This is a genomic window from Streptomyces callyspongiae, assembly GCF_047200695.1.
Taxonomy (GTDB): Bacteria; Actinomycetota; Actinomycetes; order Streptomycetales; family Streptomycetaceae; genus Streptomyces.
This window is the reverse complement of record NZ_JBJZOM010000018.1, coordinates 32,727-50,526: the sequence shown is the minus strand read 5'-3', so window position 1 is coordinate 50,526 and position 17,800 is coordinate 32,727. Positions and strand designations below refer to the sequence as shown.

Sequence of the window (17,800 nt, the reverse complement as noted above, 5' to 3'; positions counted from 1 at the left end):
GTCCCCGGAGGCCGGGGAGGCCGGGGAGGCCGGTGCGCGGTACGCGTCAGCGCCTGCCGCCCACCAGCGAGGCGAAGACGACCACGTTGTCGCTGTAGTAGTGGCGTTCCTCGTCGTAGGTGCCGCCGCAGGTGATGAGCCTCAGTCCCGCGTGGTCGAGGTTCCGGTAGACCTCCACGGTCGGGAAGTCGTCCTTCGGATGGCGTTCGACGCGGTCGACCCGGAAGCGGGCGGTGCGGCCGTCCTCGCGCCGCACGTCGATGCGGTCGCCCTGCTCCAGGTCGCCCAGGCGGAAGAACACCGACCGCTCACCGTTCCAGGTGACGTGCCCCGCGATGACGGCCGGCCCCTGCTCGCCCGGCGTGGGCCCCGGCCGGAACCAGCCTGCCTTGTCGGGATCGGCAGGAGTCTCCATGCTGCCGTCCTCCTGCAGCCCGAGCCGCACCAGTGACGACGAGGCACCGACGGACGGCAGTGAGAGCGAGACGGGCTCGGACGGCGGGAGCACAGGCCCCCGCACCGGGGCGTCCGATCCCTCCGGGGAGGCCGGGGCCGCCGGGGCCCGCCGTCCACCGGCGTCCCCCGGTGGCCCGGACCCTCCGCTCCCGCCTGGGGCGGTCGGTGCCGCGGACGCCGTCCGCGGCACCGACGGCGGCTCCGGCTGCTGCTGCGCCAGACCGACCGCGAGCAGCGTCGCGGACACGGCGGCGACGACCGCCGCGCCCACGACGGTGCCGCGTCCTCGCACGATGCGGCGCACGGTCAGCTGTCGAACCGGCGGCGGCGCGCCGTCACCAGGGCGCCGGCCGCGCCGACCAGCCCGAGCCCGCCGGCGGCGAGCAGGCCCGGTGACTCGACGCCGCCGGTTCCCTCACCACCGGTCTCCACGCCGCCGACCGGCATCGAGCCGATGGCAGCGCCCTGGACCATGCCGCAGCTCGCGGGGGCGGTCGCCTCCAGCGGCAGGGACGGGTCGAGTTCGCTCTTCCCGGCTTCGGCGTCGTACTTGCCGTTGTCGTTGGCGTCGATGCCGTGCTGCACGATGTGCAGGTCCTTGATGTGCTCGGCGACCTTGTCGGAGACCTCGATGGTGCGCTCGTAGGAGAGGTCGCCGTTCTCGTCCGCCGTGGGGAAGCGGTCCACGGCGAGACCGCTGTCCTTCGACGTGTCGCCCTCGGTGGTGAGCGAGATCATGATGCCGCCGTAGGAGGGGATGCCCTCCGGGGTCGAGACGATGCCGTCGCCGTTCTTGTCGGCGTCCGGCGTGGGGCAGCGGAAGTCCTTGCCCTCGGTCGAACCGTGCAGGTGCTGTGCGTGCGGGGAGTTCGGGGTCAGTCCCTCCGCCTCGACCTTCACCGTCAGGTCGTTCCCGTCCAGGGTCAGGAACGCCGTGCCCGAAGCGCCGGAGTCGCTCAGCTGCTTCAGGTCGATCTGGTGGGACGTGCCGTCGTCCGCCGAGGCCGGACCTGCGAGGCCCAGCGTCAGAGCGGCGGGGAGAGCGGCGAGTGCGGCGAGGTATGCGGTGCGCTGCGCTATCACGAGTGTTCACCTTCCGTCGGCCGTTGCGGCGACCGCCCCTCCGCCGGCTCGCAGTCGACGGGACCCTCACGATTTTCCCGTCGGACGGTGAAGGGGCGGTCTCTGTGAACCATTCGCCGCCGCCCCTTCACCGGATTGCCCGATTGGGGAAAGAACGTGAGCAGTGCGGTCCTTCGGCGACGTCCGCCCAGACCAGGGCCGTGCTGCGGGCCGGAACGGGTTTTTGCGGTCAGCTCCGCCGGACGCCGGTGCGGGCGCCGTGGTCGAAGGACGCGGACTCCGGCCCCCGCAGCGGTGCGGGCTGGCGCCGCAGTTCGTCCAGCGCGAGACCGAGGTCGTCCAGCAGCAGGTCCGCCAGGTCGTGCGTCATCCCGTTGCGCACCACGAACCGCAGCGCCGCGAGGTCCGAACGGTTCTCGGGGAAGGTGTAGGCGGGCACCAGCCAGCCGCGCTGCCGCAACTGGGCGGCCAGGTCGAAGACCGAGTAGCCGGTGACGTCGGGACGCAGCGTGCAGGCGAGGACCGGGAGTTCGTCGCCGCGCGTGATCAGCTCGAACGGGCCGAGCGCGCCGATGCGGTCCGCCAACCCGGTCGCCACCTCCCGGCAGTAGCCCTGCACCCGGCGGAACCCCTCGGTCCCCAGGCGCAGGAACGTGTAGTACTGCGCGGCGACCTGGGCCCCGGGCCGGGAGAAGTTGAGCGCGAAGGTCGGCATGTCGCCGCCCAGATAGTTCACCCGGAACACCAGATCGTCCGGCAGCGCACCGGCGTCCCGCCACACCACCCACCCGACGCCCGGGTACACCAGCCCGTACTTGTGGCCGGAGGTGTTGATCGACGCTACCCGCGGCAGCCGGAAGTCCCAGGCCAGCTCCGGGTCGCAGAACGGCGCGACCATCGCGCCCGACGCACCGTCGACGTGCACGGGGATGTCGAGCCCCCGACGGTCCCGCAGCGCGTCCAGTGCGTCGCAGATCCCGGCGACCGGCTCGTAGGAGCCGTCGTAGGTGGACCCGAGGACGGCGACCACACCGATGGTGTTCTCGTCGCAGCGCTCCACGGCCCGCTCGGGCGTGAGGTGGTACGTCGTGCCGGTCATCGGCACCAGCCGCGGTTCCACCTCCCAGTACCGGGCGAACTTCTCCCAGCACACCTGGACATTGGCGCCCATCACGAGGTTCGGCCGGTCGGTCGGCTTCCCGGCCGCCGCGCGCCGCTGCTGCCAGCGGCGTTTGAGCGCCAGCCCCGCGAGCATGCAGGCCTCGCTCGACCCGGTGGTCGAGCAGCCGGGCGCTGCCTGCGGGTCGGCTGCGTGCCACAGCCCCGCGAGCATCCGTACGCAGCGCTGCTCCAAGGCCGCGGTCCGCGGGTACTCGTCCTTGTCGATCATGTTCTTGTCGAAGCACTCCGCCATCAGCCGGTCGGCCTGCGGCTCCATCCACGTCGTCACGAACGTCGCCAGGTTGAGCCGCGCGTTGCCGTCGAGCATCAACTCGTCGTGCACGATCTGGTAGGCCAGCTCCGGAGGCGTCTCGCCCGCGGGCAGGGCGTCGCGCGGCACCTGCGGCGGCTCCGCCGCGAACATCGGACTGACCGCGATTTCGGCACGCCCGCCGTCACGCGGACCGTCTCCGACCGAAGCACCCATGCGCCTCACGGTAGGAGCGTCCCGCGCCCCCGGCCCGTCCAGCGGCCGTCGCCGACCGCCGTGCGGGTGACGTTGCCGTCAGATCAGGCGGCGGGCCGTCGCCCACCGCGTGAGCTCGTGGCGGTTGGAGAGCTGCAGCTTGCGGAGGACGGCCGACACGTGCGACTCGACGGTCTTGACCGAGATGAAGAGCTGCTTGGCGACTTCCTTGTACGCGTAGCCGCGCGCGATCAGCCGCAGCACCTCCCGCTCCCGCTGCGTGAGCCGGTCCAGGTCCTCGTCGACCGGCGGGGCCTCGCTGGAGGCGAACGCGTCGAGCACGAAGCCCGCGAGGCGGGGCGAGAACACCGCGTCCCCCTCCGCCACCCGGAACACCGCGTCGACCAGGTCGTCGCCGGTGATCGTCTTGGTGACGTACCCGCGCGCCCCGCCGCGGATCACGCCGATGACGTCCTCGGCGGCGTCCGAGACGGAGAGGGCCAGGAACCGCACCGGGGCGTCGGCGTCCGAGGCCAGGTCCGCGCAGCGCCGCAGCACCTCCACCCCGCCGCCGCCCGGCAGGTGGACGTCCAGCAGTACGACGTCCGGCCGCGTCGCGCGGACGACCGCGGCGGCCTGCTCGACATCGCCGGCCTCACCGACGACCTCGACTCCCGTCGTCCCGGTGCGCCCGATCTCCGCCTGCACCCCGGCACGGAACATCCGGTGGTCGTCGACCAGGACCACGCGGGCGCGGCGTCCTTCTCCGCCGTCCCCCTCCTGCCCGGAGGGTCTGCTCGTTCGGTCGGTCACGTGTCCGCCCTCTCCATCACCAGCTCCACCTCGGTGCCCCCGCCCGGCGCCGGACGGATTCCGGCCGTGCCGCCGTGGCGCTCCATCCGGCCGACGATGGACTCCCTCACGCCCAGACGGTCCGCGGGCACCGCCTCGGGATCGAACCCGGGGCCGCGGTCCCGCACGGAGACGAACACCGTGCGCCCCTCGACCTCGGCGAAGACCTGCACGGCGCCCCCGCCACCGTACTTCGCGGCGTTCACCATCGCCTCGCGCGCCGCCTGCACCTGCGCGCGGGTCCGTTCGTCCAGCGGGCAGTCGCCGACGCAGACCACCTCGACGGGCACGCCGTGGCCGTCCTCCACCTCCGCGGCGGTCGCCCGTACCGCCCCGGCGAGGGTCGCCGGTTCTCCCGCGGTGTCCCTGCCGTTGCCCTGCGGCCTGTGGAGCCAGGCACGCAACTCGCGCTCCTGGGCGCGGGCGAGGCGCGTCACCTCGCGGGGGGTGTCGGCGTTGCGCTGGATCAGCGTGAGGGTGTGCAGCACGGAATCGTGCACGTGCGCGGCGACCTCGGCCCGCTCCTGCGCGCGGATGCGCATCAGCCGTTCCGCGGACAGGTCCTGCATCATCCGCACCAGATAGGGGCCGGCGAGCAGGGCGAAACCCACCACGACCGCGAGCGCGGCGTGCAGCACGCTGCCGAGCTGGCGGGCGGACCCCTGCACCACGACGATCCCGGTAACGCCCGCCAGCACCAGCAGCACACCGGTCGCGCTGCGGGCAAAGGACCTCACCCTCGGCCGCCGTCCGACCTCCAGCCAGTGCGCGCGGCGCTCGTTGTCGGCCTGCCGCCAGACCACCACCACGCCGAGGGCCATGAGGATCAGCGGCCAGAGGTATGCGTTGGCGGGCCCGAAGGGCAGCGGGTCGCCGACCACCGCGACGGCGGCCAGCAGCACGCACAGCGCGACGATCGGCCCCTTGTCGATCCGCCCCTTCCGACGCTGCCGCTTCGCGATGCCCCCGGTGGCCGGAACACCGCCGGTGCCGAGGGGCACCACCATCCAGAACGCGGCGTAGAGGACGACGCCCAGGCCGTTCACCAGGCACAGCGCCACGAACGCCGACCGGACCCAGGAGACCGGCAGGCCGAGATGCCCGGCCAGTCCTCGTGCCACGCCGCCCAGCATGCGTCCGTCCGCGGAGCGGTAGAGCCGCCGCAGCGGCTCCTCGTCCGCACCGCCGGCCGGCGGTGCGGCGGCGTACGGGGCAGTGTTCATCGTTCGATCGTCACACGGGTCGCGGCACCGGTCATCAGGGTCAGCCCCGAGACGACCCGGAGCCAAGACAGGTTCGGGGAAATCGGGGACGTGTCCGGGGCGGTCCCCGATGCCGCGGAGCGCCCGCCGCGGGCACCATTCGGTGCATGGACAAGGAGCAGCCGCCGCCGGGCGGCGTCGGAGCATCAGCCGCGCCGGAAGCCGCGGAGCCGCCGGACGGCGGCCCGTGGCACCTGCCGCTCCACCGGAGCCGCCGGCACCGCCTCGTGGGCGGCGTGTGCGGCGGTCTGGGCCGGCACTTCGGCCTCGACCCGGTGGTCTTCCGCGTGCCCGTCGCAGTGCTGTCGCTCATCGGGGGGCTCGGACTCGTCTTCTACGGGTTCGCCTGGCTCGCGGTGCCGGAGGAGGGCGAGCGGGAGAACGAACTGCGCCGCCTGCTGTCCGGACGGGTCGAGGGCACCTCCCTCGCCGCGATCCTGGTGGCGCTGGTCGGCTGCGGTGTGTTCCTCACCTCGCTGCGCGCCGGCTACACCTCCTTCTCCCTGCTGGTGGCCGGGGCCGTCGCCGGGGCGGCGTACTGGTCGCGGTACAAGCGCGGCGCCGATCCGGTGGAGCCGGGCGAGGCGCCGGGCGACGCCGCGCACACCGCGGTGGAGGTGCCGCCGGAGACGCAGGCACCGCCGGAACCCTCCGCCCCCGCATGGTGGCGGGACCCGCTGAGCAAGGAGGGCCCCGCTCCCCCCGCGCACACCGCGGACGGCCGGTACCTGTGGGGGCCGGACGAATCGGGCGCCTCCACCCCCGGCGGCCGTGCGGACATCGCGGCCTCCGCGCGGACGCCGCGACGGTCGCACGGCGGGCCCGTCTTCGCGGTGGCGCAGCTTGCCGCGCTGGCGGCGGGGGTGCTGGCGCTGCGCGAGGGCCGCGGCGTGGCCGACAGCCTCGTCGTCGCGCTGTCGAGCGCTCTGCTGGTCTACGGCGTGGCGTTCGCGGTCACGGCGTTCGCCGGCCGCGTCGGCACGGGCACGGTGTTCGCCGTCGTGCTCACCGCGTTCGGCCTCGCCGCCGCGTCGGTGATACCGGGCGACATCACCGCCGACTGGAGCGACCATCGCTGGCAGCCCGCCTCCGCGGCGGCGGTGCATCCGCGCTACGCACACGGCACCGGCCGCGGCACGCTGGACCTCACCCGTGCCCGTCCGGGCCCGGGCGAGACGGTGCGGACCACGGTCCGTGTGGGCGCCGGCGAGCTGCGCGTTCTCGTCCCCGACGACGTCGCCGTGCGGGCGGACTACGCCGTCGACCTCGGCGGCTACCGCGTACCGTCCGTGCGCGACCCCTTCGTGGCGGGGCGGGTGGACGGCTCGGAATCTCCCCCGGACAGCAGGCCCGGCGGATCGGACTTCGGCGGCGGACTGCGAGTCTCGGGCAGCCGCCTGATGCGCCCCGCGGACGATGCCGAGGACAGCGGAAGGCTGGTGCTCGACCTGGAGGTCGGGATCGGCGAACTCGTCGTGAAGCGGAAGGAGGCGGTCGCACCGTGAGGCGTCACCGTTTCGAACCGGCCCGGTTCCTGCTCGGCCTGCTCCTGTGCGGCGCCGGTCTGGCCCATCTGCTCGACGCGTCGGGGGCGGTGCAGCTCCGGCCGCTGCTGCTCGTGACGCTGGTGCCCGCCGCCCTGGCGGCCGCCGCGGTCACCGCGCTGCTCACCCGCGCGGTGCGCCGCGCGGCACCCCGGGAAGCGACGGGGACGCGCCCGGGTGCGGAGGACGACCGCTGGTGACCGCCCCGAAGTGGGCTGTCCCTCCGCACGGTTGACGGCCGTCGCCCGGCAGTTCCGCCGGGCGGACGGCGACATCGCCGATCCGCTGCTCGTCGCCCGGTAGGGTCCCGTACCATCAGGCCGCTGCGGGAGTGTCCCGCGCCCCGCGTGGCCGCCCGACACCTCCCACGCCGAGAGCAGGTTGCGTGCATGGCATGCCGGATCAGTGAGTTCGTGCTCCAGTGCCGGGACCCGGAGCGGCTGGCGCGGTTCTGGTGCGAGGCGCTGGACTTCACCGTGCTCGGCCACGAGGAGGACGGCCTCGAGATCGGCCCGCGCGAGGGGTTCGGCGGCCCGCAGCCGACGCTCGTCCTCAGCCGTACCGACGAGCCGAGGAACGGCAGACTGCGGCTGCACCTCGACGTCAGCGCCACCGACCGCGACCAGGACGCCGAACTCGAACGTCTCCTGGCCGCCGGGGCCGAACACGTCGACGTCGGACAGACCGGGGAGGAACCCTGGTACGTCCTCGCCGACCCCGAGGGCAACGAGTTCTGCCTGCTCCGGGCCCGCCTCGCCCCGCTCTGACAGGCAGTGCCCGCGTCACCGGTCGGTGTCGTCGGCGAACGGTGCGGTGTACTCGTCCGGCGACAGCGCGAACACCCGCACGCTCCGGCCGCGGTGGGGAGTGTCGTCCTCCCGCCGGCGCCGCAGGATCAGGCGGGGCGTCTCGAGGGTGACCATCCGCACCTCCTTCCCCGCGCGTGCCGCACTAGACGAAGATCCGCCGCCCGCGGCGCCGGCGGGCGGTCAGCAGCGCGTCGAGCGACAGCCGGGGCGCACCGGCCAGCACCAGCGGGGTCCAGGCCATCAGGTAGGCGAGGTCGTTGCCGTAGTAGTACGGGTCGCTCGCCCAGCTCACGGTCAGCCAGAACGTCAGCGACAGCATTGCGCCCCCGAGCGCGGCCAGGCGGGCCCACAGTCCCACCAGAGTGCCCAGTCCGACCGCGATCTCGCCGGCGGCGACGGCGTAGCCGAACGCCCCCGGGTCGTGCTGCGCCAGGTCGACCATCCAGCCCGCGCCCGCGGTCTGCTGCACGCCGTCGAGCATCCGGGCCAGCGAACCGGCGCCGCCGTCGGCGAAGAACTGCGGGTCGGTGAGCTTGTCGAGCCCGGCGTAGACGAAGGTGGCGCCCAGGAAGAGGCGCAGCGGGAGCAGCGCATGGCGGGCGAGTGCGGCCCGCAGGCCCGGGGTGTGCCCCGTCCGTTCACTGTCCACGAGTGCCATGGCCCGTCCGCCTTCCGCCGATCGTCCCTGTGTGCCTGTCCCGGGTACCACCGGGGAGTACGCGGAGGGAAGGGGGGCGCGTTCACCGGCGGGGGCGGTGACGTGGCGGGGAGTGGCCCTGGCTAGGCTCCGGAGCCATGGCAACCCTGATTCATGTGTTCCTCGGACTGCACATCCTGGGCATCGCCGCGCTGCTCGGCGGGTTCCTCTTCCAGCTGGGCGCGCTGCGCGCCGGTGGGGCCCGGGTACTGCCCGGCATGCTGCACGGGGCGCTGACCATGCTGGTCACCGGTGTCGCGATGGTCGGCCTCCAGCAGGCCGACGGCATGGACGTCAACAACCCCAAGGTGGCGCTCAAGCTGGCGCTGCTGGTCGTCGTGCTGGGCCTGGTCTACGTCAAGCGGGACGAGGAGCGCCTGGCCGCGCCGCTGTTCGCCACCGTCGGAGCCCTGACGACCGCGAACGTGTTCATCGCCGTCCTGTGGACCTGACCCGGCCGGTTCCGCGGAGCGCGGCGCCGACCGGGTCCGGGACGGGAACGATCGGGGAGGGTGGGCTCAGGCGGGGCGGACCGCGCTGTGGAAGGGCATGTAGTCGATCGACTCGTACTTGATCACGTCGCCCGGCTTCGGTGCGTGGATCATCTGGCCGTCGCCGACGTAGATGCCGACGTGGCTCACGTCGTCGTAGAAGAAGATGAGGTCGCCGGGTCGCATCGCGGAGCGGGACACCGTGGTGCCGATGTTCACCTGGTCGAAGGTGGTGCGGGGCAGTGACACCCCGGCCGCGGCCCACGCGGCCTGGGTGAAGCCCGAGCAGTCGAACGAGTTGGGTCCGGTGGCGCCCCAGACGTACGGCTTGCCGAGCTGGGCCTTCGCGAAGGCGATGACCTCGTCCGCCCGGGTGCTCGACGAGCTGCCGGTCGAAGTGCCGGTGGAGCTCCCGGAGCTCTGCTGCTGCTCCTGCCGCTCCGCCTCGGCGGCCTCGGCCCGGCGGCGCGCCTCGGCCTCCTTGCGCCGCTCGATGGCCGCGAGCCGCGCCTTCTCCTCGGCGGTCAGCTTCGACAGCAGGTCCCGTGCGTCGGCGAGTTTGCCCTGCACCTTCTGCTTGCTCTTCTTCAGCCGCTTCTGCGCGTCGGTGAGCGAGGAGAGCTCCTGTGCCGCCTCGGTCCGCTTGACCGCGGCATCGGTGCGGCGCTCCTCGAAGTCCCCGACGGCCTTCTTCTGGCGTGCCGTCATCCGCTGCATCACGTGCTGCTGGGTGAAGTAGCCCTGCGGGTCCTCGGACAGCAGCAGGGTGGCCGTGCCGGACATGCCGCCGGTGCGGTACTGGGCGGCCGCGTAGCGCCCGAGAGCGCGGCGGGCGTCGTTCACCTTCGCGGTGCGGCGCGCCACTTCGTCGAGGAGGTCGTCGACCTTCTTCCGCTTGTTCTCCGTCTTCTCCTTGGCCGCGTTGTAGCGCTGCGTCTGGGTTCCGGCCTGCCGGTAGAGCGTGTCGACCCGCTGCCGCACCTCTTCGAGGGTGGGTTCGTCGTCGTTCGGTGCGGCGACCGCGTGCTGTGCGGACAGCAGGCTGACGGAGGCCAGCGCGGCGGTGGTGACGCCTATCGTGCCGTTCCGCGAGGCGGCGGTCTGCAGAATGCTGGGTCGCGGCTTGCGATGGGAGGCCAAGGCCGACGGCTCCTTCCGGTCACCGCCTACCGGGTTAGCTGACGGGTTCGGGCCTGGAAGGCGGCCCTACGGCCCGGCGGGTTCCGGGCCGATTCACCCCGGGGGCGCCCCTTCAGCGGCGAAGGCTGCGCCCGGAGGAGGGTCCCCGGCTCCGGCGTGTGGTGTGCCCTGCGGGCACGCCGGACTCGGCGGAGGCCGTCCGTGCCGGCCTGTCACCGGCGAAGTTGCGGACTGCCTGGCACGGCACCGTAGCGAAGGTGTGGTGCCGGTGTGAAGGCGGTGACCGAAACGTCCGATATCTTTTTGTGACCTTCCGGAGGCCGCCCGGTGCTGTCCGGGAAGCGGCCTAGACTCGGACGACGATGAGCAGCCTCTTCGACGACAGTTTCCTGGCGGGTCTCGCGTCCGGGGATTCCGCCCCGCCCCACGGTGACGGGCCCGAGCCGCCCTCCGAGCACTCCGAGCCCGAGGAGGTGCCCGACGGCCTGTTCAGCGGGAGCTACGCGGGCCGCGGCGGGGACGGGCGGGACGCCTTCTACCGGGACGGTGCGCCCCGGCCGGTGGTCGACGTCGACGCCCTGCTGGAGGGGATGAACGAGCAGCAGCGCGTCGCCGTGCTGCACCAGGGGTCGCCGTTGCTGATCGTCGCCGGCGCGGGATCCGGCAAGACCCGGGTGCTCACCCACCGGATCGCGCACCTGCTCGCCGCCCGGCACGTCCACCCGGGGCAGATCCTCGCCATCACCTTCACCAACAAGGCGGCGGGCGAGATGAAGGAGCGGGTCGCGGAGCTCGTGGGGCCGCGTGCCGAGCGCATGTGGGTGTCCACCTTCCACAGCGCGTGCGTGCGGATCCTGCGGCGGGAGAGCAAGAAGCTCGGTTTCACGTCCAGCTTCTCGATCTACGACGCCGCCGACAGCAAGCGGCTGATGGCGCTCGTGTGCAAGGACCTCGACCTGGACCCGAAGCGCTATCCGCCGAAGGTCCTCAGCGCGCGGGTGTCGAACCTGAAGAACGAACTGGTCGACGAGGAGGACTTCGCGGCCAAGGCGTCGGACGGGTTCGAGAAGGCGCTGGCAGAGGCGTACACGATGTACCAGGCGCGGCTGCGCGAGGCCAACGCGCTGGACTTCGACGACATCATCATGACCACGGTGCACCTGCTCCAGGCGTTCCCCGACGTCGCCGAGCACTACCGGCGCCGCTTCCGCCACGTCCTGGTGGACGAGTACCAGGACACCAACCACGCCCAGTACATGCTGGTGCGGGAGCTGGTGGGCACCGGCACCGGGCCGGGGGAGGAAGGCCCGGGCGAGGACGAGGAGGCCGGACCGGGGCGAAGGATGGCCGAGCTGTGCGTCGTCGGCGACGCCGACCAGTCCATCTACGCGTTCCGCGGCGCCACCATCCGCAACATCCTCCAGTTCGAGGAGGACTACCCCGACGCCACCACGGTGCTGCTGGAGCAGAACTACCGCTCGACGCAGACGATCCTCTCGGCGGCCAACGCCGTGATCGAGCGGAACGAGAGCCGGCGGCCGAAGAACCTGTGGACACAGTCCGGTGCCGGTACCCGCATCACCGGCTACGTCGCGGACACCGAGCACGACGAGGCCCAGTTCGTCGCCGAGGAGATCGACCGGCTCACGGACGCGGGCGAGGCGACCGCGGGAGACGTCGCGGTGTTCTACCGCACGAACGCGCAGTCCCGTGTGTTCGAGGAGATCCTGATCCGGGTCGGCCTGCCGTACAAGGTCGTCGGCGGCGTGCGCTTCTACGAGCGGCGCGAGGTCCGCGACATCCTGGCGTACCTGCGGGTGCTGGCGAACCCCGAGGACGCCGTCCCGCTGCGGCGGATCATGAACGTGCCGAAGCGGGGCATCGGGGACCGTGCGGAGGCGATGCTGGACGCCCTGGCCGCCCGGGAGCGGATCACCTTCCCGCAGGCCATGGCCAGGGTCGACGAGGCCTACGGCATGGCGGCGCGGTCGGCGAACGCGGTGCGCCGCTTCAACACGATGATGGACGAACTGCGCACCGTCGCCGAGTCCGGGGCGGGCCCGGCGACCGTGCTGGAGGCGGTGCTGGAGCAGACCGGCTACCTCGCGGAACTCCAGGCCTCCACCGACCCGCAGGACGAGACCCGGGTCGAGAACCTTCAGGAACTCGCCGCTGTCGCCCTTGAGTTCGAGCAGGAACGTGGTGAGGAGAATCCGGGAACCCTCGCGGACTTCCTCGAACAGGTGGCGCTCGTCGCCGACTCGGATCAGATCCCCGACTCCGTGGACGACGAGGAGGGGGCCGGTGTCGTCACGCTGATGACCCTGCACACCGCGAAGGGGCTGGAGTTCCCGACCGTCTTCCTCACCGGCATGGAGGACGGCGTCTTCCCGCACATGCGCGCTCTGGGGCAGACCAAGGAGCTGGAGGAGGAACGGCGCCTCGCCTACGTGGGGATCACCCGGGCCCGCGAACGCCTCTACCTGACGCGTTCCACGCTGCGCAGCGCCTGGGGTCAGCCGCAGTACAACCCGCCGTCCCGGTTCCTGGAGGAGATCCCCGCCGAGTACGTGGACTGGAGGCGCACCGGCCCGGCGGCCGGAGGCGCCGTCGGCGGGGGTTTCGGTTCCGGCCGGGCCGCCGGCGGGCGCACGGCGGGTTCGCCGGGCGCCGCAGGGCCCTCCGGGTTCGCGACCCGGCGGGGTGCGGAGCGCAAGGTGGTGTCGCTCGCGGCGGGCGACCGCGTCAGCCACGACACCTTCGGTCTGGGGACCGTCACGTCCGTGCGCGGCAGCGGCGACAAGGCCGAGGCGACGATCGACTTCGGCGGGGAGAAGCCGAAGCGGCTGCTGCTGCGCTACGCACCGGTCGAGAAGCTCTGACGTACGGGCGCGGGCCCGGCACCGGCAGTCGAGTGTGCTGCCGGGCCCGCGCCCGCGGTTCGGTGGGCGTCAGCCCGGCTCGAGGCCGTGGGAGCGGAACCAGGCAAGCGGGTCGACGGCGTCGCCGCCTCCGGGGTGGACCTCGAAGTGCAGGTGCGGGCCTGTGGAGTTGCCCGAGCTGCCGGAGTACCCGATCACCGTGCCGGCCTGGACGGAGCCGGAGGTGTAGCTGGTGCTCGCCAGGTGGCAGTACCAGGTCTCCGTGCCGTCGGGTGCCGTGAGGATGAGCATGTTGCCGTAGGCGGAGTTCCACTGGGTGCGGATCGACCCGTCGGTGGCGGCCTTGATGGGGGTGCCGTAGCTGACGGGGAAGTCGATCCCGGTGTGCACGGACATCCAGTTGATGCCGGCCTGCCCGAAGTAGGCGCTGATGCCGAATCCCTCGGCGGGCAGGAAGAACTTCTGCCGGAGGGCCTCCCGGCGGGCGGCCTCGGCCGCCTCGCGCCGGCGCTCCGCCTCCTGGCGCTTCTTGAGGTCGATGCGCTCCTGCGTCCGGCTGGCACGGTCCGCGAAGTCCGAGCCGGCTTCGCGGAGTCCGGCGAGCTGGGTGTCCAGCTTGGTGTTGGCGGGTGAGGCCTGCACCTCGGTGTCCTCCGGGGAGGAGGCCGCCTGGGCGGGCTCCTCGTCCTGCGCGGGGAGGACGGAGGCCGCGGCGATGCCTGCCACGCCGAGTACCGCGACCGACGGGGCGGCGACGGTGAGGAGCGCCGAGCGGTGGGCCTTCGGGGACCGGCGGCGGCCACGCGGGTGCAGCTGGGAGGCCGCCGCCCCGGGTTCTGGCTCCGCCTCGGACACCGGCACCGCGGCGCCGGCCTCGTGCGGGGCGTCCTCCGCGGCGTCCGGGGTGCCGTCCTCGGGCTGCGGGGCGTACGGGTCCGCGGCGTACGGGTCGTAGGCGTCCGCGGCGTAGGGGTCCGGGACCGCGTACGGGTCCGCCGGGTAGACGCCGTGCCCGTAGGCGTCCTCCTGGGCGGGGAGCGCCCCGTCCTGCGAGGCGTATGCGCCGTACACGTCGTACTCGTCCACGCCTGCCGGGTCGGAGGGGTGGAGGCTGGTGCCCTGGACGTCCGTGCCCCAGGCGTCCGGCCCGTCGCCCTGCGACGGGTAGTGCTGTCCGCCGAACTCCTCTGCGGGACGTGCGTGCTCCTGGCCGTAGGCGGTGCCGTCCCAGCCCGCGGTGTCGTAGGCGTTCACGTCCCACTGCGCGGTGGCGTCCGCCGTCGGGCCCGACCCCGCCCAGTCGCCGCCGTCCGGCGCGATGCCGGGCTGCTGCGGTACGAACGCGGTTCCCTGGCCGTAGGTGCCGTCCGCCTGCCAGTCGGAGGCGGTGTAGTGGCCCGTGCCATAGGCGTCGGCCTGACCGTACGCCGGGACGTACTGTCCGCCGTCGCCGTAGCCGCCCGTTCCGTACGGGTCGGTGCCGTACGCCTGGTGGCCGGGGACGCCGTAGCCGTCCTGCGGCCACCCCTCCTCGCCGGTGGCGTAGCCGGTGGTTCCGTGGGAGCCGTATGCCGACTGCTCGTAGTGCGCGGTGTCGTAGTCCGCGTACGCGTATGCGGCACCGGGTTCGGCCGGGTAGGGATCGCCGGCCGGGTGACGGTCGTTCACCACCAACTTCTCTTTCGCCTCGACAGCAAGGGGCGGAGCAAGTGCGGCGACTGTACCCGGCGGTATGCGGAGTCGACAATCTTCTCCGGGTTTCGAGCGGCCCGTGCATGGGCATTCTGCCGTCTTTCGCCGTCCTACGCCCCGGTAGTCGGCGGGGTGTTCGAGGAAGATGCACGCCCGTTCCGTGCGAAACGTGCCCCTGTGAGGGACATGTGGTCGCGGAGTGACGTTTCCGGGGAGACGGTGCTCAGGCGGCTCCGGCCGCGTCCGGGCGGCCGGGGCCCGCACGTTCACCGGCGCGCTCGGCGGCCGCCCCGAACAGCGTTGGTTGCGCCCCGAGTTCGTCCCGGATCCAGGCCGCGATCGTCGCGTCCACGGGCAGCATCAGATGCCCGACACCCCGCACGCGCACGTTCGTCACCGCGAGGTCGGGATGCTCCAGCCGCGCGTGGTGCGCCGGCAGGACGAACAGGTCGTGTTCGCTCCAGATGTTGACGAAACGGGTCGCGCACCCGCCGCCCGTCGGCCCGGCGAGCTCCCCGAGCAGGTCCGATCCGGGCACCATCTGGCGCGCCAGCGGATGCGGTGGCAGGGCCGCCGCCGCGTAGGTGCCCGCGTGCGGTGTGCCGAGCGTGACCAGGGTGCGCACGAACGCGTCGCCGCCGAGCCGCTGCACGAAGCAGCGGCCGATCAGTCCGCCGAGGCTGTGGCCGACCAGGTCGACCCGGTCGTGGCCGGTGGTCCGGCGGACACGGTCGACGTGCTCCCCGAGGAGTTCGGCGGCCTCGTGGACGTCCCACGTCAGCAGGGAGTGGTTCACGCAGTGCACGTGCGGCCAGCCGTTGTCCAGCAGCGAGCGGCGGAGCGCGACGAAGGTCGAGCGGTTGTCGCTGAAGCCGTGCAGCAGCAGGACGGGAGGTGCGCCCGTGCCCTCACCCTCCGTGGCCGGGGGCGGGGCCGCGCCCGGGTCGGTGATCTGCTCCGGCTGGATGCCGGAGGGGTAACGGAGGAGATGGCCGGTGAGCGCGACCGCCTCCCGCGTCGCCGCACGGAGCATGTCCGACAAGGCAACCACCTCCCGACCCGCTCACCGGGTCCGCGCCGCTGCTGCGGTGCCGGGTGCCCCGGAATCACGATCGTGTGCGGTCCTCGATGTGATTTCCCCCTCCCTTGGCGTGAGGAAACTGCCAGGATGGGTGATGCTGGATAACGTTCGTTCACCTGGACCGTCGGAGTTCCGGGGATGCGTCGTGAGATGGAGGCAGTGATGGGTGTGTCGGGTCCGATCCGCGTGGTGGTCGCCAAGCCGGGTCTCGACGGCCACGACCGCGGTGCCAAGGTCATCGCGCGAGCCCTGCGCGACGCGGGCATGGAGGTCGTCTACACCGGGCTGCACCAGACCCCCGAGCAGATCGTGGACACCGCGATCCAGGAGGACGCGGACGCCATCGGCCTCTCGATCCTCTCCGGCGCCCACAACACGCTCTTCGCGAAGGTCCTGGAGCTGCTGCGCGAGCGCGACGCGGAGGACATCAAGGTCTTCGGCGGCGGCATCATCCCGGAGGACGACATCGCGCCGCTCAAGGAGCAGGGCGTCGCGGAGATCTTCACCCCGGGCGCCCCGACCGGCGAGGTCGTCGCCTGGGTCCGCGGCAACGTCCGGCAGGTCGCCGCCTAGGAGGCGGGGCCGTCCGCGGCCGCTGCGGGCTCCCCGCGCAGCTCGGAGAGCATCGCCGTACGCAGCCGCAACGTCGCCACGAGGCGCTGGAACGCCTCCGCCCAGTAGGCGCCTGCGCCCGGTGAACCGTCCGCCGGCTCCTCCGCGACCGCGGTGAGGGGTGCGAGCCGTTCCGCCTCACCGGGGTCGAGGCAGCGCTCGGCCAGCCCCATGACCCCGCTGAAACTCCAGGGGTAGCTGCCCGCGTCTCGGGCGATCTCCAGCGCGTCCAGCACGGCGCGCCCCAGCGGCGCCGCCCAGGGAGTGGCGCACACGCCGAGTATGCGGAAGGCGTCGGAGAGCCCGTGGGCGGCGACGAAGTCGGCCGCCCAGGCGGAGCGCTCCGGGGCCGGAAGCACCGCCAGCAGCTTCGCCGGATCCCCCGGACCGCGAGCGGGCGGAGCGGACGCCGGACCGGCCAGCGCGCGCGCCCACACGGGGTTCCGCTGCCGCACGGCGGCCCGGCACCACCCGGCGTGGAGGTCCGCGCCCCACCCTCCCGCGACGGGCAGCGCGACGATGCCGGCCGCCGACCTGCCGCCGAACCGCGCGTGCCACGCCGACAGCGGGGCCGCGCCGACGAGCTGCCCGAGCCACCACGACCGCTCTCCGCGGCCGGAGGGAGGCCTGGGCGCGACGCCGTCCCGCCGCATCCCCGCATCGCAGGCCTCCGGAGGCTCCACGAGGATGCCCCCGCCCGCGCTGTCCGGACCCACGCAGGCCAGGGCGCGTTCCGCCATCCGGGTGGCAAGAGCCGATTCCGGCAGTGCCGACAGCAGCTCAGCCGCCGTCGCTCGCACGATCCGGCTCCGGTCGGTGAGCGCCCGGGAGAGGAAGGCCTCGTCCTCGGGGCGGAGCGTCTCCCGCAGCGTCTCCAGGAACACCAGCCGGTCCTCGGCCCGCTCGCCGCTCCAGCCGTGCTCCAGCAGCGCCAGTCCGGCGGCGGGATCCCGGCGGCGCAGCCCGCCCAGCACGGCGAGCCGTTCGACGAACAGCCCCTCGGCCCACAGCCGCTGCTCCGCCGCGGGGTCGACCGGGCCGGGCGGTGCGTGTCCGGCCCCGCGCAGCGCGAACCGCCACTCGGGGTTCAGGCCCGCCAGCCACCGGGCCCGCGGGCCGCCGAAGGAGAGGACCGCCGCCCGCAGGTCCGTGCGGGCCCGTGCCGCGTTCAGCAGTGCGGGCAGCTCCTCGTACGGCGGGCGGTACCCGTGGTCGCGCGCGGCGGCGAGCCACTGCGGGAGCAGCTCGCCCGGATCCGGTTCGGTGCTGCGGCGGTGGCCCGCGCCGCCCCCGGAACGGTGGGCGAGCAGCAGGGCGAGCCGCGCGGCCGCCGGAGCGGGGAGAGGCGGACGCGGGTCCTCGGGGGCGGTTCCGGGCACCGGTGCCGCGGCGGCGGGCCGCGCACCGGCCCGCCGCCGCAGGGTCTCGGCAGCGGCGGCCCCCAGCAACGCCCGGGCGTCTCCTCCCGGCGGCCGGCGCCACTCGGTCCCGAGCATGGCGGCGGTCACCAGCTCGCTCCACGGCGTGCGGTCGTCGTGCATCGAGGTCCCCTCCCCGTCCGCGGTCCCCACC

Annotated in this window: 17 protein-coding genes and 1 riboswitch; of the genes, 6 read left to right on the top strand and 11 right to left on the bottom strand. The window is 73.3% G+C overall.

The window, feature by feature from the left end:
• Positions 1–46 precede the first annotated feature (46 nt).
• The 5 genes from ACL06G_RS17645 to ACL06G_RS17625 form a co-directional block, all read right to left on the bottom strand.
• Positions 47–760, bottom strand: coding sequence for a class F sortase (locus tag ACL06G_RS17645; protein ID WP_412836300.1), 714 nt, complete (start codon positions 758–760; stop codon positions 47–49).
• A 2-nt stretch (positions 761–762) separates the two neighbouring features.
• Positions 763–1,539 carry a hypothetical protein gene (locus tag ACL06G_RS17640; RefSeq protein ID WP_412786980.1) on the bottom strand — a complete coding sequence of 259 codons (777 nt, stop codon included), beginning with the start codon at positions 1,537–1,539 and terminating at the stop codon, positions 763–765.
• A gap of 229 nt (positions 1,540–1,768) precedes the next feature.
• Positions 1,769–3,187: a glutamate decarboxylase gene (gene gad / locus ACL06G_RS17635; protein WP_412786981.1), complete on the bottom strand. Its 1,419-nt coding sequence runs from the start codon at positions 3,185–3,187 to the stop codon at positions 1,769–1,771.
• Between the two features lie 78 nt (positions 3,188–3,265).
• A complete protein-coding gene (locus tag ACL06G_RS17630) occupies positions 3,266–3,979 on the bottom strand; it encodes a LuxR C-terminal-related transcriptional regulator (protein WP_412786982.1) in 714 nt (237 codons plus the stop codon).
• Positions 3,976–5,241, bottom strand: a complete 1,266-nt coding sequence (locus ACL06G_RS17625; protein WP_412786983.1) for a PspC domain-containing protein — start codon at positions 5,239–5,241, stop codon at positions 3,976–3,978. Before ACL06G_RS17625 ends, ACL06G_RS17630 begins: the two co-directional genes overlap by 4 nt.
• A 146-nt stretch (positions 5,242–5,387) precedes the next feature.
• Here ACL06G_RS17625 and ACL06G_RS17620 point away from each other — a divergent pair, with 146 nt between their 5' ends.
• From ACL06G_RS17620 to ACL06G_RS17610, 3 genes are all read left to right on the top strand, one after another.
• Positions 5,388–6,785, top strand: a complete 1,398-nt coding sequence (locus ACL06G_RS17620; protein ID WP_412836299.1) for a PspC domain-containing protein — start codon at positions 5,388–5,390, stop codon at positions 6,783–6,785.
• On the top strand, positions 6,782–7,024 hold the full coding sequence (locus ACL06G_RS17615) for a hypothetical protein (RefSeq protein ID WP_412786985.1): 243 nt from the start codon (positions 6,782–6,784) through the stop codon (positions 7,022–7,024). The genes ACL06G_RS17620 and ACL06G_RS17615 overlap by 4 nt, the downstream gene beginning before the upstream one ends.
• A 189-nt stretch (positions 7,025–7,213) precedes the next feature.
• Entirely contained in the window at positions 7,214–7,591 is a 378-nt protein-coding gene (locus tag ACL06G_RS17610; protein ID WP_412786986.1) for a VOC family protein, read from the top strand.
• A 15-nt stretch (positions 7,592–7,606) separates the two neighbouring features.
• Here the strand turns inward: ACL06G_RS17610 and ACL06G_RS17605 are convergent, their stop codons facing one another.
• The gene (locus tag ACL06G_RS17605; RefSeq protein WP_412836298.1) at positions 7,607–7,747 is read right to left on the bottom strand and encodes a hypothetical protein; all 141 of its coding nucleotides are present in this window, start codon (positions 7,745–7,747) and stop codon (positions 7,607–7,609) included.
• A gap of 28 nt (positions 7,748–7,775) precedes the next feature.
• Positions 7,776–8,291 carry a DoxX family protein gene (locus ACL06G_RS17600; RefSeq protein WP_412786988.1) on the bottom strand — a complete coding sequence of 172 codons (516 nt, stop codon included), beginning with the start codon at positions 8,289–8,291 and terminating at the stop codon, positions 7,776–7,778.
• A gap of 137 nt (positions 8,292–8,428) precedes the next feature.
• Here ACL06G_RS17600 and ACL06G_RS17595 point away from each other — a divergent pair, with 137 nt between their 5' ends.
• The gene (locus ACL06G_RS17595; protein WP_412786989.1) at positions 8,429–8,782 is read left to right on the top strand and encodes a hypothetical protein; all 354 of its coding nucleotides are present in this window, start codon (positions 8,429–8,431) and stop codon (positions 8,780–8,782) included.
• A 66-nt stretch (positions 8,783–8,848) separates the two neighbouring features.
• Here the strand turns inward: ACL06G_RS17595 and ACL06G_RS17590 are convergent, their stop codons facing one another.
• Positions 8,849–9,961: a C40 family peptidase gene (locus tag ACL06G_RS17590; RefSeq protein WP_412786990.1), complete on the bottom strand. Its 1,113-nt coding sequence runs from the start codon at positions 9,959–9,961 to the stop codon at positions 8,849–8,851.
• Positions 9,962–9,969: 8 nt separating this feature from the next.
• Positions 9,970–10,128: riboswitch (cyclic di-AMP (ydaO/yuaA leader) on the bottom strand.
• A gap of 195 nt (positions 10,129–10,323) precedes the next feature.
• Between ACL06G_RS17590 and pcrA the strand changes: the two genes are divergently transcribed.
• On the top strand, positions 10,324–12,843 hold the full coding sequence (gene pcrA / locus ACL06G_RS17585) for a DNA helicase PcrA (RefSeq protein WP_412836297.1): 2,520 nt from the start codon (positions 10,324–10,326) through the stop codon (positions 12,841–12,843).
• Between the two features lie 69 nt (positions 12,844–12,912).
• Here pcrA and ACL06G_RS17580 read toward each other — a convergent pair whose 3' ends face one another.
• Together ACL06G_RS17580 and ACL06G_RS17575 are read right to left on the bottom strand one after the other, a co-directional pair.
• On the bottom strand, positions 12,913–14,511 hold the full coding sequence (locus ACL06G_RS17580) for a M23 family metallopeptidase (protein WP_412836296.1): 1,599 nt from the start codon (positions 14,509–14,511) through the stop codon (positions 12,913–12,915).
• A gap of 247 nt (positions 14,512–14,758) precedes the next feature.
• Positions 14,759–15,568, bottom strand: coding sequence for an esterase/lipase family protein (locus ACL06G_RS17575; protein WP_412836311.1), 810 nt, complete (start codon positions 15,566–15,568; stop codon positions 14,759–14,761).
• Positions 15,569–15,778: 210 nt separating this feature from the next.
• Between ACL06G_RS17575 and icmB the strand changes: the two genes are divergently transcribed.
• The gene (gene icmB, locus ACL06G_RS17570) at positions 15,779–16,189 is read left to right on the top strand and encodes a coenzyme B12-dependent isobutyryl CoA mutase small subunit (RefSeq protein WP_412786993.1); all 411 of its coding nucleotides are present in this window, start codon (positions 15,779–15,781) and stop codon (positions 16,187–16,189) included.
• Here the strand turns inward: icmB and ACL06G_RS17565 are convergent.
• Positions 16,186–17,769, bottom strand: coding sequence for a DUF5691 domain-containing protein (locus ACL06G_RS17565; protein WP_412836295.1), 1,584 nt, complete (start codon positions 17,767–17,769; stop codon positions 16,186–16,188). The genes icmB and ACL06G_RS17565 overlap by 4 nt on opposite strands.
• Between the last annotated feature and the right edge of the window lie 31 nt (positions 17,770–17,800).